This window comes from Tranquillimonas alkanivorans, assembly GCF_900115595.1.
Taxonomy (GTDB): Bacteria; Pseudomonadota; Alphaproteobacteria; order Rhodobacterales; family Rhodobacteraceae; genus Tranquillimonas; species Tranquillimonas alkanivorans.
On the sequence record NZ_FOXA01000006.1, the window covers coordinates 13,445 to 28,545 of the forward strand.

16 protein-coding genes are annotated in these 15,101 nt (G+C 68.7%); 7 read left to right on the forward strand and 9 right to left on the reverse strand.

Features of this window, described 5'->3' with window-relative positions:
• Positions 1-5: 5 nt before the first annotated feature.
• The 6 genes from BM162_RS08995 to BM162_RS09020 form a co-directional block, all read right to left on the reverse strand.
• Positions 6-338, reverse strand: a complete 333-nt coding sequence (locus tag BM162_RS08995) for an NADH-quinone oxidoreductase subunit K (RefSeq protein ID WP_093420673.1) — start codon at positions 336-338, stop codon at positions 6-8.
• Complete coding sequence (locus BM162_RS09000; RefSeq protein ID WP_093420675.1) at positions 335-1,270, reverse strand: hydrogenase subunit MbhD domain-containing protein; 936 nt, start codon at positions 1,268-1,270, stop codon at positions 335-337. Before BM162_RS09000 ends, BM162_RS08995 begins: the two co-directional genes overlap by 4 nt.
• Positions 1,263-1,562, reverse strand: a complete 300-nt coding sequence (locus BM162_RS09005; RefSeq protein ID WP_218153082.1) for a monovalent cation/H(+) antiporter subunit G — start codon at positions 1,560-1,562, stop codon at positions 1,263-1,265. The genes BM162_RS09000 and BM162_RS09005 overlap by 8 nt, the downstream gene beginning before the upstream one ends.
• On the reverse strand, positions 1,559-1,840 hold the full coding sequence (locus BM162_RS09010) for an MrpF/PhaF family protein (protein ID WP_093420678.1): 282 nt from the start codon (positions 1,838-1,840) through the stop codon (positions 1,559-1,561). Before BM162_RS09010 ends, BM162_RS09005 begins: the two co-directional genes overlap by 4 nt.
• A complete protein-coding gene (locus BM162_RS09015; protein ID WP_093420680.1) occupies positions 1,837-2,322 on the reverse strand; it encodes a Na+/H+ antiporter subunit E in 486 nt (161 codons plus the stop codon). The genes BM162_RS09010 and BM162_RS09015 overlap by 4 nt, the downstream gene beginning before the upstream one ends.
• Positions 2,323-2,783: 461 nt before the next feature.
• On the reverse strand, positions 2,784-3,977 hold the full coding sequence (locus BM162_RS09020; RefSeq protein ID WP_143096129.1) for a sensor histidine kinase: 1,194 nt from the start codon (positions 3,975-3,977) through the stop codon (positions 2,784-2,786).
• A gap of 233 nt (positions 3,978-4,210) precedes the next feature.
• Between BM162_RS09020 and BM162_RS09025 the strand changes: the two genes are divergently transcribed.
• The 3 genes from BM162_RS09025 (at position 4,211) to BM162_RS09035 (ending at position 7,113) form a co-directional block, all read left to right on the forward strand.
• Complete coding sequence (locus BM162_RS09025; RefSeq protein WP_143096130.1) at positions 4,211-4,705, forward strand: hypothetical protein; 495 nt, start codon at positions 4,211-4,213, stop codon at positions 4,703-4,705.
• Between the two features lie 147 nt (positions 4,706-4,852).
• Positions 4,853-6,115, forward strand: a complete 1,263-nt coding sequence (locus tag BM162_RS09030) for a cation:proton antiporter (RefSeq protein WP_093420688.1) — start codon at positions 4,853-4,855, stop codon at positions 6,113-6,115.
• Positions 6,116-6,192: 77 nt separating this feature from the next.
• Positions 6,193-7,113, forward strand: a complete 921-nt coding sequence (locus tag BM162_RS09035) for a PRC-barrel domain-containing protein (RefSeq protein ID WP_177215107.1) — start codon at positions 6,193-6,195, stop codon at positions 7,111-7,113.
• A gap of 357 nt (positions 7,114-7,470) precedes the next feature.
• On the opposite strand, the gene BM162_RS09040 is transcribed toward BM162_RS09035, so the two are convergent.
• From BM162_RS09040 to BM162_RS09050, 3 genes are read right to left on the reverse strand one after another with little or no spacing between them, the layout of a single operon-like run.
• On the reverse strand, positions 7,471-9,120 hold the full coding sequence (locus BM162_RS09040) for an acyl-CoA dehydrogenase family protein (RefSeq protein ID WP_093420693.1): 1,650 nt from the start codon (positions 9,118-9,120) through the stop codon (positions 7,471-7,473).
• The gene (locus BM162_RS09045; RefSeq protein WP_093420695.1) at positions 9,117-9,878 is read right to left on the reverse strand and encodes an SDR family NAD(P)-dependent oxidoreductase; all 762 of its coding nucleotides are present in this window, start codon (positions 9,876-9,878) and stop codon (positions 9,117-9,119) included. Before BM162_RS09045 ends, BM162_RS09040 begins: the two co-directional genes overlap by 4 nt.
• A gap of 1 nt (position 9,879) precedes the next feature.
• Entirely contained in the window at positions 9,880-11,739 is a 1,860-nt protein-coding gene (locus BM162_RS09050) for a feruloyl-CoA synthase (protein WP_093420698.1), read from the reverse strand.
• Positions 11,740-11,830: 91 nt separating this feature from the next.
• Between BM162_RS09050 and BM162_RS09055 the strand changes: the two genes are divergently transcribed.
• The 4 genes from BM162_RS09055 to BM162_RS09070 are packed head-to-tail and all read left to right on the forward strand — an operon-like array spanning position 11,831 to position 15,084.
• The gene (locus BM162_RS09055; protein ID WP_177215108.1) at positions 11,831-12,613 is read left to right on the forward strand and encodes a crotonase/enoyl-CoA hydratase family protein; all 783 of its coding nucleotides are present in this window, start codon (positions 11,831-11,833) and stop codon (positions 12,611-12,613) included.
• On the forward strand, positions 12,610-13,095 hold the full coding sequence (locus tag BM162_RS09060) for a MarR family winged helix-turn-helix transcriptional regulator (RefSeq protein ID WP_093420703.1): 486 nt from the start codon (positions 12,610-12,612) through the stop codon (positions 13,093-13,095). Before BM162_RS09055 ends, BM162_RS09060 begins: the two co-directional genes overlap by 4 nt.
• The gene (locus tag BM162_RS09065) at positions 13,092-13,967 is read left to right on the forward strand and encodes an amidohydrolase family protein (protein ID WP_093420706.1); all 876 of its coding nucleotides are present in this window, start codon (positions 13,092-13,094) and stop codon (positions 13,965-13,967) included. The genes BM162_RS09060 and BM162_RS09065 overlap by 4 nt, the downstream gene beginning before the upstream one ends.
• 22 nt (positions 13,968-13,989) lie before the next feature.
• Positions 13,990-15,084, forward strand: coding sequence for a C4-dicarboxylate TRAP transporter substrate-binding protein (locus BM162_RS09070; protein ID WP_093420708.1), 1,095 nt, complete (start codon positions 13,990-13,992; stop codon positions 15,082-15,084).
• Positions 15,085-15,101 lie beyond the last annotated feature (17 nt).

The following is a 15,101-nucleotide window of genomic DNA, read 5'->3' on the forward strand; positions in this document are numbered from 1 at the left end:
GGCGATCACGCAGGGTCGTCCTCGCCCGGCATATCCTCCGACAGCGCCGCCCGCCCCGTGATCTGGGCGTAGCGCAGAAGAAGCGCCACGACGAGCGCGGTGGCCGCAAGCGCGACGACCAGCCCCGTGATGATCAGCGCCTGCGGAACGGGATCGGGCGCGGCGGCGGGACCGCGCGCTCCGGTCGCGCCGAACATGAGGAAGATCCCAGAACTCATCACGTTGAACGCGATCAGCCGTCGAAGCATGTGCCCGCGCACCAGAAGGCCGTAGACCCCGATGCCGATCAGCACGGCGCCAGTGAGCGCGAAGATCGTCCCCGTGTCCACGCCGCTCATCGCGGTCCCCGTTGCGGCGGCCCCAGGACGAGAAGAGCGAGCGTCGCCGCGATCGACAGGGCCAACCCCGCCTCGATCTCTTGGATCAGCGGCTTGGCGTACTCCGTTGGCAGGACGAGGAACCCTCCGCCGACCGCACCGGCCGCGGCGACGGCAAGGAATACGCCCGGCCCGGCGATGACGGCGAGCCGCAGGCGGCGGCGTGTGATCGCGGGCGCGTCGCTCAGCCCCGCCATGGCCAGCAGCAGCCACACGGCGGCCAGGATGGTGCCGCCCTGGAAGGCCCCGCCCGGATCGTCGGTGCCGGTCCAGACGATGTAGACGCCGACGAGAAGGCCCAGGGGCGGCAACAGCCGCCCGAAGGTCGCCAGTACGCCGTCGGGCCGGGCATGCTGGCGCAGTCCCGGCTCACCGCCCCAATGCCGTTCGTCGGCGATCGACCACACCCCGACCAGCGCGACAAGCAGGACGACGCTTTCGATCAGCGTGTCGTAGGCGCGGAAATTTAGCAGCACGGCGGTGACGGGGTTCCGCACGCCCGAGGCGTGCAGATTGGCCTCGACCACCGGCGCAAGCCCGGTGCCGTCCGGGTCGAGGCTCCACAGGGCCAGCACGAGCGCGCCGCTCAACCCGCCGGCGGCCAGGGCGGATGTCACGCGCGCGACCGGCGGCGCCGGCGCGGGCTCCTTCACGCCCAGCCGGTCCAGCCGGGACACCGCGGCCACCAGCAGCACGCCCGTCAGCCCCGCCCCGATTGCCGCTTCGGCGAGCGCAACGTCGAAGGCACCCAAGTGCGTCCAGGCGACGGAGAGGAAGAGCCCGTAGACGATGAAGAACACGACAGAGCTGAACAGGCGCGGCCCGAGAACCGCCGCCAGTGCCACGCCGACGATGAGCGCGCAAAGAAGGATATCGAATACCGACTCAATCATCGTCCTCGTGCAGGTCGGCAGGCAGCGTGGCCCGGGCGATGATCTGCGCGGCGATGGCCGATCCGACGATGGCGAGGATCCATATCAGCGTCAGCTTGAGGACCGGGACGACCCCGTCCGCCTGAAACATCACGCCAAGCACGACAAGGCCGAGGCCAAGGTTGTCGGCCTTGGTCAAGGCGTGCAGTCGGCTGTGGGTGTCGGGGAACCGAACCATGCCAGCGGCGCCCGCGCAGAAGAACACGAGCCCGGCCCCCGTCAGCACGACCGTGGGGAGGTCGGCCGCGCTCACTGATCTTCCTCCGGATCCCCCAGGCCGTCGCGACTTGCCGTCTTGACGAAGGCCACCGACGCGAAGGTGGCGAGAAGCGACAGGACCAAGGCAACGTCCAGAGCCGCCCACGCCGCGTCGGCCGCGGCAATCAGCACCACGACGGCGACACCTGTCGTTCCCACCAGTTGACCGCCCATCATGCGGTCGGCGGCCTCTGGCCCCCGAGCGACGCGCCACAGCGACGCCGCGGTGACGACGAGCAGGAGAGAGCCGATGCCGATCAGCCACTCGCTCATGAACCCACCTCTCGGAAGACCTCGCGCATCTCCTCTTGGCCCGCCTCGAACTCGCGCTCGACCGGCCGGGTGCGGTCCAGCACGTGGACGAGGAAACGGTCCTTTCGCGTGCCAGCGACGAGTGTTCCCGGCAACAAGCTGAACTCGCCGCCGAGAACGACGCGCGGGCTGCCTTCGCGAAGACGCGCCGGAAGAACGAACCAGCCGGGCGCCAGCGGCAGTCGCGGATCGAGCGCACGCCGCGCGACGTCGACCCCGCCCAGAAGAGACTGCCACAGGAACCCGGGCAGGAGGGATGCCGCCCGCAGCAGGTTGACCGGCGACGCGCGCGGCGAACGCAGTCTGAAGCTGAGCCACGTGGCCGCGGCGACGGTGACCGCGCCCACGGCGTACGCGCCCGGATCGGCCGATGTCAGGATCAGCCAGACGCCCGACAGCACGAGGCCGCGCCGTGCCGCGTCAATCACAGAAACTCGCTCCATCACATCTTCCTCCGGCCATGCGCCCTGTGCCGAGCCGCTGCGCGGCGCCGATGCTGTCGAACGTCGCCGTTTTCAGTCGGTCCGTGGAAACGATACGTGTTGCCCGGCCAAAGTAGAACCTGAGATATTGTTCCAGAAAGGCTTGTTCATGGTCGGAGCAGACAGACCCGCAAAAGCGTGGACGTTGATTACGGACACCGGGAATTGCAGCGCGGGACTCGCGAGCGCTGCGATTGCGAACAGTCCCCTGCGCTCCGAGGTCAGTGGGATGCGGAGCACACCTGGAGCGGCCGGGACATATCACGCACGAGTTGATGGACCTTCGGCATTGCACTTCAGGTGGGATCACCAACCAAGGGCAGGATGCTGTTCGCGCCCGCCCGGCGGCGGCTCCGCGTGGGTGCAGCTACAGGCAGGATGTCTCGAAGCGAGGGTTGTGGAGGCGTTTCCGGAGATCGCCTTCATGCGACGGCCGGACCGCCGTGGGACTCGAAGGCAATGTCCGCAGGCCCGGTAGATTCATCGGAGACATGCACCTTCGGCGTCACGGTCGACAGCGGGATCGTCAACTCGTAAAGCAGGCCGTCGGGCGTGGCTGCCCTTCGTGCGAAACCGCTCAGCATCGCGGGGACCGCCTGAAGCAGGAGCGTCGTTCCAAAGCCGCCACCCGACGCCTGCACAGGGGGGCGCTTCTCGGATCTGACCCCGGATTCCCGCCAGCAGAATACGAGGTTTTCCGGCCTTGCCGGCTCGTCGATGCTCCAAGAAATACGGACGAGGCCTTCGTCCGACGCCAGCGCGCCGAATTTCTGCGCATTGGTAGCGAGTTCGTGGATGACGAGGCCGAGCTGCTGCGCCGCCTCCGTTGCCATATCGAGCGGCGGGCCCTCGATCGACACGCGCTCGCCGTAGGTCATGAGAACGGGGGAAAGCTGCTCGGCGACGATCTTGTAGAGCGGCGCCGAGGTGTTGGAGGGGTCGCGGATCACGGCCGCCGTCGCGGTCGAAAGCGCCTCGAGCCGACCCATGAGGGTGCGGAGAAAGGCGTCGATGTCGGTCGCGCCCCGCGCCGTCTGCCGCGCCAGCGAGCTGACGATCGTCAGAAGGTTGCGGCCCCGGTGCACGGTTTCCCGTGTCACGATCCCAAGCCGCGCGTTGGCCTCTGAAAGCTCGGCCGTCCGCCGCTCCACCCTGTGTTCCAGGTCGCGCTGCGCCTCGCGCAGCTTCTCCAGCGTCTCCTCGTGGGCGGCGACTTCGGCTCTCAGGCGGGCGTTCGCCTCTTCGAGCTGTCGCGGGCTCGGGATCGCCACGAGCCGGGGGATGAGCGTGAACAGCACGACGGCCGTGATGCCCGACACCATCCCCGTCAGGAGCTTGACCAGACCGTGCAGCGGGTAGACGGGGACCCAGAGCGTCAGGATCGAGACAAGGTGCGTCAGGCCGCAAAGGAGGATGAAGGCGGCGAAGAGCGCGACGAGGCCGCGGTAGCGCAGGTCCGGCCGTCGCCGCAGGAACATGAGCAGGGCGATCGGGATGGCGGAGTAGGAAAGGAAGATCAGGAAGTCCGAGCCCGCATAGAGGATCACCAGCCATGGCTGCCAGAACAGGCAGTAGCCGTGCGGCATGTAGGATGCGTATTCCAGCAACGCTTGCACCTGGGCCCCTCCCCCGCGGCTTCGACCTCCGACGGCCGGAGCATCATGTACAGACTAATCCCGTACCGGAGCAAATAGCACGCGGCATGTTCCGACGCTGCGTTCTGCTTTCCGGCCGTCCTGTGCGATCCGGAATGGGCGGCGCTTCGCCGGGACGCGCTTCCGCTCGGGGCCGAAGGGAACCATCTTCATCTGCGGGGCTTCTGGCGCATATGCGGCACGCGGAGAAGCTCATGCTGCGCCTCACGTTCTTGCTGTTTTTCCTGCTGTCTTCGGGCGCGAGCGCCGAGGAGGCAAAAGTTAAGGTGGATGACATCGTCGGCAGTGAGCTGATCAGCATCGCGGGTGACGGCGGGCAAGCATCCTTCACCGCTCCGCTTGGGAAGGCGATGGAATTCAATGGTCTGCGTCAGGATCGAAAGGTGGTGGGGGAGGTGAAGGACTTCGTGCTCGATTCCAATGGCGCCGTCGTCGGCGCGGTCGTTGCGCTCGAAGGGCTCCTCGACGTGTCGCTCCGCTCGGTGCTCATCGACGCGAATGACCTGCGGGTCGTCGCCGCGCCGGGGTACCTCGAAGGAGAAACCAGGGCAAGCACGGTCGGAGCCGGATTGGACAAAATCTATGCCGCCGGGGCGCACCGGATCGTGACGCACCTGAGCGAGGAGGAACTGCGGAGGCTGCCAAGGTTCGTGCGCGACCGCAGAGGGTCGCGCACGGACAACCGCTGACGCGCCGATGCGATACCATTCCGTGAGGTACGACCAAACAGCGTCGTGTCGGACGGCCCGGGGCCGCAGTGCGGCGGGTGTGCAGGGAGCGAGCAGCAGGCCGTTCCGGCAGTCAGCGCACCGCCGCAGAAGAAGGGAGGCGCCGCGATGACGGGCTACTTCGAGTTTTCCCCGTACCACGTCCTTTTTGCGGCGGTAGGCGCGGCGATCTTCCTCGCCCACTGGCTGCCGCGGCTCCTGTTCCGGCGCGACGCGTCCTCGGCCGCCTTCCTGATGCTTCTGGGCATGCTGGCCTACGTCTACGTGCCGAACATGCCCTCGGCGCTCGACCCGACGCAGGGCCCGCGCGTGTGGGAGGCGATCTCGGAGGTCGTGCTCATCGTCGTGCTGTTCGCGACCGGGCTCAAGATCGACAGCATCGGCACGCTGAGGAACTGGCAGCCGGCGTTCCGGCTCCTCGCGATCGCCATGCCGCTCACGATCTGCGCCGTGGCGCTCCTGGGCTGGGCCGTGGCCGGCATGACCGTGGCCGGCGCGGTGCTGCTCGGGGCGGCGCTGGCGCCGACCGACCCCGTCCTGGCGGGGGATGTGCAGGTGGGACCGCCGATGGAGGGCGGTGAGCACCCGGTGCGCTTTACCCTCACGGCCGAGGCGGGGTTGAACGACGGGCTGGCTTTCCCCTTCGTCTATCTCGGGCTCCTGATCGCGGTCGAGGGCTCGGACCCGTCGGACTGGATCATGCGCTGGGTCCTGTGGGACCTTCTCTACCGCGTGGCGGTCGGGGTGCTTCTGGGTGCGGCGGTGGGTTGGGTGCTGGGGCGGAGTCTGTTCTCGGCGCCGGGCTGGCACTCGCTGGCGCAGACCGGGCCGGGCGTGATCGCGCTGGCTGCGGTCCTTTTGTGCTACGGGCTCGTCGAACTGGCCGAGGGCTACGGCTTCATCGGCGCGTTCATGGCCGGCTTCGTCTGCCGCCGCGTGCAGGAGCGGCACGAGTTCCACAGGCGCCTTCACGTCTTCAGCGAGGCCGTCGAGCATTCGCTCACCGCCCTGTTGCTCGTCCTGCTGGGCAGCACGTTACCGCTGCTCTGGCCGGTGCTGGACTGGCGGCACACGCTGATCGGTTTCGGCCTCTTGCTGGTCATCCGCCCGCTCGTCGCGTGGCTGTCGCTGACCGGCACGGCGCTGAACCCGGCCGAGCGGCTCACCGTGTCGTTCTTCGGCGTGCGCGGCATCGGGTCGGTCTATTACGTCGGCTACGCGGCGGGGCAGATCGAGTTCATCAACGAGGCACAGATCTGGGCGCTGGTCGCCTTCACCGTCTTCGCCTCGGCCGTCATCCACGGTGCCACGAGCTTCGTGGTGGACCGGGTGACGGATCTCCCGCCCCGGACGGAGGAGCGGCGGGCATGAGTGCCGCAACACCTACTGCGGGCGCTCCACGCGGGCTCGCCACTATTCCCACGAGCTTTCAGGAGAGGACACAGGGCATGAAGTATCTCACGATTGCGGCGGCGGCGACGCTGGTCCTGTCTTTTCCTGCACTTGCGCAGGACGAACGGTCCGGGCCGTTCCTCGACCTCCGACCGGACGGCCAGCCGGTGCTCTTCGCATCCGAGATGATCGGGACCATGCTCTTCGCGGTTCCGCCGAGACTCGAGCCGGGTGAAGCACGATCGTCCGAGGCAGAGTTGGAGCGGGTCGGAGAAGTGAGCGACGTGATGCTGTCGCCGGATGGCGAAGTGCGGGCGCTGATCGTCAGTGTCGGGGGCGTCCTCGGGCTCGGCGATCGCGACATCGCCGTCGCCCTTCGGGACGTGACCGTTCGGCGGGACCGAGACAGCCCGGAGGAGCTGCAACTGGTTATCGCCGCCTCGGCCGACGAAGTCGACGCGGCGCCCGCCTTCGAGCGGCCAGCCCAAGACGCCGCGGCAAACGGAGGACCTCCGGGTACACGAGAGGCGGAACCCGCCGAAGACATGGCCGCGACGCGTGAGCGGGCGGAGAAATCCGCGGGAGCGGTCGACCTGCCGGACGAGAGCCCGAGCACGGAGGCAGGGGAGCCCATGGCCGGTCAGGCGCCAAGCGGGCCGGGCGCACCGCCGGCTGTCGAACGCGAGGGTTACCGAACCGTCGATCTCTCCGCCATCACCGTCACCGATCTGGATGGGGCGACGGTGTTCGATCCGCAGGACGAAGAGGTCGGCCAGATCGAGCGACTGCTGATGGATGACCAGGGCCGGATCGACGAGGTGTTGATCGACGTCGGGGACGTGCTCGGGCTGGAGGAGAAGCGCGTCGCCGTCGCGCTCGACGCGCTTACCATCCTGCAATCGGACGATGAGGAACGAGTCCGCATCTACATGAACGCGGGCCTGGAGGAGCTTGAGCGCCTTCCGGCACGGCAGTGATGCTTGGCCGGTCTTGCCTTCGGAAACGCCGGGTGGCCTCCGGACAGCCCCGCTGCGGCGCATCCTCATGTTCGATGTTCGACAGTATTCGCCCGTCGTGCTGATGGCATAGGGATACCCGCCCGCCCCGGTCCGCTGGTCCGTTACGCCGCGGAGCACGCAATGGGGCACGGGCGCGGCCTCCGTTTCGGTGATCGTAACGCCGTCAGCGGCGAGCCCCGCCGCGGCAGCGCAATCGGGTGCATGCTGGGCGGAGAGCGGCGCGGCCATGATCAAGGGCAGGGCGCCCGCCAGAAGTCGATGATGTTTCGAACTCTGTTCCTCCCTTGGGGTGAATTTGCTCGGCTGATCACTCGCTCACGCCGAAGTCGCGAGCCGTTCGTCCGCTTCCGTTTCCGCAGTCTCGAGGCCCCCGGCGATTTCGGCCTCCAGAACGGCCAACCGCTCGGGCAACGCCAGAAGGACCGGCGCCGCGTCGTCGCCGAGCCGGGGCCAGAGCCAGGCGGCGACGCCGATCCAGCCGGCCCGGAGCCAAGCATCCGCCGCGCCGAGGCGGGCCTGTGCGTCCGGGCAGGCCCGAAGTCGCTCCGCCAGCCGCTCCAGTCGGTCGATAACCTCTTCCGCCGTGCGCGACCTTGGGTCGCCCTGCGGCTGCGCCGCTCGGGCGGCGGTAAGGAAGGCATTGAAGCCGGCGCGGTCGCGGACCAGTCGCCGCTCAAGGAAGTCGATCCCCTGCATGCCGGTCGTGCCCTCGTAGATCGCCATGACACGCGCGTCGCGGAGCGCCCGTTCCAAGGGCCATTCCTTGGTATACCCGGCCCCGCCAAGCACCTGGATCCCGGCATCGGCCACGCCGAAGCCAGTCTCGGCCCCGAAGGTCTTGACCAGCGGCAAAATCCACGCGGCCCGCGCGGCCGCGTCCTCTTCGCCCGCCCGGGCGAGGTCGAGCGTGACGGCAAGCTCCAGCACGGCCGCCCGCAGCAACTCCGTACGCCCGCGCATCGCGGCGAGCTGCCGCCGCACGTCCGGATGCGTCGCGATGGGCACCGGCGTTTCCGACGGATCGCCGCCCTGGAGCCGCTCTGACGCATAGCTCTCGGCCACGGCGCAGGCGCGGCTGGCGATGCCGAGGCCCTGGCAGCCGACCTGGAGGCGCATGAGCTCAATCATGGTGAAAAGCTGCGACAGGCCGCGCCCTTCGTCGCCGATCAGCTCGCCCTCGGCGTCCTCGAACTCCAGCACGCAGGTGGGCGAGCCGTGCAAGCCCATCTTCTTCTCGATCCGCTGGACCGAGACGCCGTTGGCCCGCCCGTCCTCCGCCGCGTTCGGAACGAGGAACAGGCTCAGCCCGCGCGTGCCGGGCGCGTCCGAACTCCGGGCCAGCAGGCAATGGCAGATGCGCGGGGTCAGGTCGTGATCACCGAAGGAGATCCAGATCTTCTGGCCGCTGATCTTCCAGCGGTCGCCATCTCGCACAGCCCGCGTTCGTATGCGGCCGACGTCGGAGCCAGCCCCGGGCTCGGAGATGCAGATCGTCGCTGCGCGCTCACCGGCGACAAGCGCTGGCACCCAGTCCTGGGCCAGTTCGGGCGATGCCCGTTCGGCAAGAAGCACGGCCGCCGAGCGCGTGGCGCCGGCGCCCATGTTGAAGGCCGGGCAGGCGCGGTCGAACAGCTGCGTCGCCGCCGCCTGCACCACCAGCGGCAGGCCCGCGCCGCCGAAGCGCGAGTCGGTGTCCAGCCCGATCCACCCGCCCTCGGCGAAGGCGCGCCACGCGGCGTGGTAGCCCGCCGGCACCTTCACGCGCCCGTTCTCAACGCGGCACCCCTCGCGGTCGACCGCGTCGTCCAGCGGCGCCAAGACCTCGTCCGACAGCCGCCGCGCCCCGTCCAGGACGGCCGTGGCGAGTTCATCATCGAGGTCCTGCCGGAGCTCTTGCAGGCGATGCCAGCCGGGGGTCGCCGCGAGCATCGCGAGCGTGCGGTCGAGCTGGTCCTGCGCGCTCATTTTGGGGTCAGCCGCGTTGCTCCGTCGAGGCGGATGACCTCGCCGTTCAGGTAATCGTTGCGCAGGCAGAACAGCACGGCGTCGGCGAACTCGGCCGGGTCGCCCAGGCGCGACGGGAACGGAATTCCGGCGGCGAGCGATTGCTGCGCCTCTTCCGGCAGCCCCTGTAGCAGCGGGGTCAGGAAAATACCTGGCGCGATGGTGTTCACGCGGATGCCGAAGCGGGCGAATTCGCGCGCGATGGGCAGCGCCATGGACACGATGCCGCCTTTCGACGCCGCATAGGCCGCCTGCCCGATCTGCCCGTCGAAGGCAGCGACGGATGCCGTGTTGACGATGGCGCCGCGCGCGCCGTCTTCTTCCGGGTCCAGCGCCGCCATGCGTTCAGCGGCCAGCCGCAGGACGTTGAACGTACCCACAAGGTTCACCCGTAGCACGCGCTCGAAGTCCGTGAGCGGCATCGGCCCGTCGCGGCCCAGCGTTCGGCCCGCCGTGCCGATGCCCGCGCAGCTGACCACCAGCCGCGCCGGGCCGTGCGCCCCGGCCACCCCCTCGAGCGCCGCCGAAACGTCCTGCTCGGATGCCACATCGCCGATGCAGGCAAGGCCTGCGATCTCGTCCGCGACGCGCTGCGCCCCCTCGGCGTTCAGGTCCAGCACCGCGACCCGGGCACCCTGCCCCGCCAGCGCCCGCGCCACGGCTTCCCCGAGTCCCGAGCCGCCGCCAGTGACCAGCGCGCTTTGTCCGTCGATCCGCATGTCAGCTTGCCTCCTTCGCCGTGGTGCGCGTGGCTCGGATCACCTCCGGGCCGTCCGCGTAAAGCCGCTCCACCGCGTCGCCCCGGTTGCGCAGGACGGCGCGCTGGTTGACCGAGCCCTTGTCGGTCACCTCGCCCCGGTCCATGTGCAGCGGCTCGGTCAGCACCAGCGCGCGGGCGATGCGCGTGCTGCTGCCCGTCGCCTTCGCCGCGTGGGCCGAAAGCAGCTCGGCCAGACGCTCGCGCGCCTTCGGGTGATCGTAGAGCGCCGCGTCCTCCAGGGCCTCTCCGCCCTCGACCAGCCGCTCCATCGCCGGGCGGAACGGAATCAGCAGCGCGCCAAGTTCCTCGCGATCTTCGCCCGCGACGACGGCGTCGCGCACGAGCCCGTCCATCGCGTCGATCAGCCCCGCTCGCAGCGCGCCCACCGCGACCCAGGTGCCGGTGCGCAGCTTGAAATTCTCGGCCGTGCGCCCGTCGAAGAGGTAGCCCTTCGCAGGATCGGCCGGATCGGCGGGCCGCACGGCGTCGCCCATGTTGTAGAAGCCTTCGTCATCGAACGACTCGGCCGTCAGCTCGGGTGCGCGCCAGTAACCCGGCGTGACGTTCGGGCCCTTCAGCCGCAGCTCGAGCTTGCCGCCCGTGGGCACCAGCTTGACGGTGATGCCGCGCGCCGGGATGCCGATGTTGCCCGGCCCGTCCTGCTCGTCAGTGCAGAAGAGCGCGAACGGCGCGGTCTCGGTCGAGCCGAGGCCGGCGGAAATCAGCGTCCGCTGGCCCGTCGCCTTGACCGACAGCGCCTCGAGCCGGTCCCAGGTGTGCTTCGCCATGCCAGCGCCGGCGTAGACCAGCATCTTCACCCGGGCAAAGAAGGTCTCGGCCAGCGCCGGGTCCTGCTCCATCGCTTCGACCAGCATCTCGTAGCCGGCGGGGACGTTGAAGTACCAGGTGGGAGAGACCTCGCGCAGGTTGCGGATCGTCTCGCCCATGTCGCGGGGCGTGGGTTTGCCCGCGTCAATGTAGAACGTGCCGCCGTTCCAAAGCGCCATGTTCGTCACCTTGTTGCCCGAGGCAACGTGGTTCCAAGGCGCCCAGTCCACGAAGACCGGCGGCTCGTCTTCGAGGTATCGGTAGCAGTCCGTGACCATCGCCATGTTCGAGGTCAGCATGCGCTGCGTCTGGATTACCGCCTTGGGCGAACCGGTGGTGCCCGAGGTGAAGAGGAACTTCGCCACCGTGTCCGGGCCCGTCGCCTCGTACGCCGACCGTGCCGCATCGCCCGGGTCGGTGGCGCGGACGTCGGCCCAGCTCAGAACGCGGCGGCCGGGCAGATCGCCCTCGCCCGCGATGACCGGCACCTCGGGCGGAATTGCCGCCTCGATGGCGGCGGAGAAGGGCGCGGCGCGGTCCACGAAAACGGCCCCGGGTGTCACCTGCGCGGCTATGTCCCGCAGCTTGGCGTAGTCGGTGGAGACGAGGGAGTACGCCACCGCGACGGCGGCCGAGGGGATGCCCACGTGCTGCGCCGAAAGCGCCACGACGGCATGATCGATGGAGTTCCCCGACAGGATCAGAAGCGGACGATCCTCCGACAGGCCGAGACCAAGAAGCGCGGCTCCCACCCGCGCCATCAGGTCGGCCAGCTCGGCATAACTCACCTCGCGCCAGCCGTCGCCCTGCCGTTCGGCCATCCAGGTGCGGCCGGGGGCCTCGCGCGCCCAGTGCAGGATGCGGTCCGACAGGCGCAGCGGATGTTCGGGCAGCGGGTCCTCCTGCCACACAAGTGTGGTGCCGTCCTCGCGCGTCTCCCACGCCAAGCGCGGCTTCCAGACGTGGACGGGGCGCATTGGAGCGTCCGGCATGGTGTCCCTCCCGTTTATTCCTCCAGATACTGTTTACATGGAAACTTTCTTTGCGTATAGAATTTTCTCGAACGGATCGGAAAGGGCGCGCATGACGGGCTTCGTGACCTATGAGACGGAAGGCGACGTGGCGCTGCTGGGGCTGAACCGGCCCGAGAAGCGCAACGCCATCAGCGACGCTTTCGTGGAGGAGATCGCCGACCAGGTCGAACGCGCGCGGAAAGATGCGAAAGCAGCCGTCCTTTACGGGCACGGGAACCACTTCTGCGCCGGGCTGGACCTGGCCGAGCATGTCCGCAAGACGCCGATCGAGGGCGTGCACGGCTCGCGCCGCTGGCACGAGGTGTTTGGCCGGATCGAGTTCGGGCCAATCCCATGGTTCTGCGCCCTGCACGGCGCAACCGTGGGCGGCGGGCTGGAACTGGCGTCGTCGACACATGTGCGGGTCGCAGACGAAACAACGTTCTTCGCCCTCCCCGAAGGCCAGCGCGGCATTTTCGTGGGCGGTGGCGGCTCGGTACGGGCCGCGCGCCTGATGGGCGTGGCGCGCATGACAGACATGATGCTGACCGGCCGCGCCGTCACCGCCGAAGAGGGCGAGCGCTGGAACCTGGTGCAGTACGTCGTACCGAAGGGCGAGGCGAAGGCGAAGGCGCTGGAGTTCGCGAAGGCGGCGGCGACGAACGCCGAGCTGTCGAATTACGCCGTCATCAACGCCCTGCCCCGGATCGACGCCATGGCGCGCGACGACGGACTGTTCGTGGAGAGCTTCATCTCGTCCTTCACCGCGACGAGCCCCGAGGCCGAGGAGCGGCTTAACGCCTTTCTCGAGAAACGCGCGGCCAAGGTCGCGGCGCCGGGCGGCGGCAGATGACCCTCGCACCCGAACCGGTGGTCGCCGAGACCGCGGCCGAGGTCCGGCTGGGCGGGCTGGCCCATTCGCTGGGCTTCCTGCTGAGGATCGCGCAGGTGCGCAACTACGAACGCTTCTATGCCCGGTTCGAAGGGATGGACTTGCGGCCGGGCGAGTTCTCGGTCCTGTGGGTGATCCAGCTCAACCCCGGCATCCGGCAGGGCCTGCTGGCGCAGACGCTGTCGATCAAGCCCGCGCAGATGACCAAGGTGATCCGCCGGCTCGAGGAGCAGGGCAAGCTGGTGCGCACGATCCCCGAAGGCGATCGCCGCTCGGTCCGGCTGGACCTCAGCGAGGCGGGCCGTGCCTTCGTCGAGGCGCGGCGCGACGATTTCCTCGGCGCGGACGATTACCACGGTGACGACCTCACCCCCGAGGAATCGCGCGAACTGGCGCGGCTTCTTCTGAAATATAGTGGCACGAGCTTCAGGGATACGGAATGAACCTCGACGATCTCATCGCCCTCGATATCCACACCCACGCGGAAGAGCCCTGCTGCGGCCCCCGCGACGACGGCTACGACGAGTTCCAGGCCGGGATGGCCAAGTACTTCAAGAACCCCGCCGGCGCGGAGGGCATGCTGCCCACGGTGCAGGACACCGCCAACTACTTCCGCGAACGGCGCATCGGCTGCGTGATCTTCCCCGTCGATTCCGAGCGCGAGACAGGCTTCCGCCGCTACTCGAACGAAGAGGTGGCGCGCATCGCCGCCGAGAACAGCGACATCATGCTGCCATTCGCCTCGATCGACCCGGCCAAGGGCCGCGCCGGCGCGCGCGAGGCGCGGCGGCTGGTGCGCGAATTCGGCGTGCGGGGCTTCAAGTTCCACCCCACGCTGCAGGGCTTCTATCCCAACGACCGCGCCGCCTATCCGCTTTACGAAGCGATCGAGGAGGAGGGCGCGATCACGCTTTTCCACACCGGCCAGACCGGCGTCGGAGCCGGCATGCGCGGCGGCATGAACATGCGGCTGAAGTATTCGAACCCGATGTACCTGGACGACGTGGCGGCGGACTTCCCAGACATGAAGATCATCGCCGCGCACCCATCGTTCCCGTGGCAGGAAGAGGCGCTGTCGGTCGCGACACACAAGCCCAACGTCTACATCGACATGTCTGGCTGGTCGCCGAAGTACTTCCCGCCGATCCTGGTGCAGTACGCGAACACGCTTCTCAAGCACAAGATGCTGTTCGGGTCGGACTGGCCCGCGATCACGCCGGACCGGTGGCTGTCGGATTTTGAGAAGACCGAGATCCGGGAGGAAGTGAGGCCGCTGATCCTGAAGGAGAATGCGCGCCGTCTTCTGGCGCTCTGAGTTTCATTCAAGGGAGGAGAGAATGAACAAGCGATTGACCCTCACGGGCCTCGCCGCGGCGGGCCTGATCGCGGCGGCCTCGGCGGCCCCCGCGCAGAACCTGAGGATCGCGTCGGCCGCGCCGGCCGCGCACCCGGCCACCTACATGTACGAGAAGTTCGCCGAGTACCTGGAAGAGGAGTCAGGCGGCGGGATCGACAGCACGACGCTCGGCTTCGAGGTCGTGAAGCTGCCGCAGATGAAGGACGCGCTGCAAAGCGGGCTGGTGGACGTGGGCAACTTCCTGCCCCTCTACTTCCCCGCCGACATGCCGCAGACCGGCGTCGCCGGCGACCTGGCGCTGATCGGCCGCAGCCCGCACGCCATGGGGCTGGCGATGACCGAGTTCCTGGTCACCTGCGAACCCTGCCAGGAAGAACTCAACGAGTTCGGCATCGTGTCGCTCGGCGCCGGGTCGTCGGATGTCTACGCCCTGATCACCAACCAGCCGGTCGAGACGGCCGAGGACCTGCAGGGCCTGCGACTGCGGTCGGGCGGGGCGCCCTATTCCCGCTGGGCCGAGCACTTCGGCGCGACGCCCGTGAACATCGCCGTGGGTGACCAGTTCGAGGCGATGTCGCAGGGCACGATCGACGGCACCATGGCCTCGATCGTCGACCTGCTGTCGTTCCGGCTGATCGACATCGCCGACAGTGTCACCATGGTCCCGATCGGCACCTATCACGTCACCTCGAACTTCACGGTGCCGGTGCCGACGTGGGAGGGGCTGACGCCCGAGCAGCGCGAGCAGGTCGGCCGCGCCGCCGCGCGCGCCAACCTCGATCTGACCGACCGCTGGGCCTTCCAGCTTCCGGCGGCGGCGCGCGAGGCGCTCGAGGGCTCGGACATCCAGGTGATCGAGCCGGACCCGGCCTTCCTCGAGGCGTCCGAGGCGTTCGCCCAGCAGGACGCCGAGGCACAGGTCGAGGAGTCGGGCGCCGAGGCGGCACAGTTCCGCGACCTTGTCGAGAAGTGGACCGCCATTGTCGAGGAGGTCGGCGAGGACCCCGAGGCGCTGGCCGAGCGCGCCCAGACCGAGATCTGGGACAAGGTCGACTGGTCCACCTACGGCCTTTGAGCCACGCACCCCGGCCG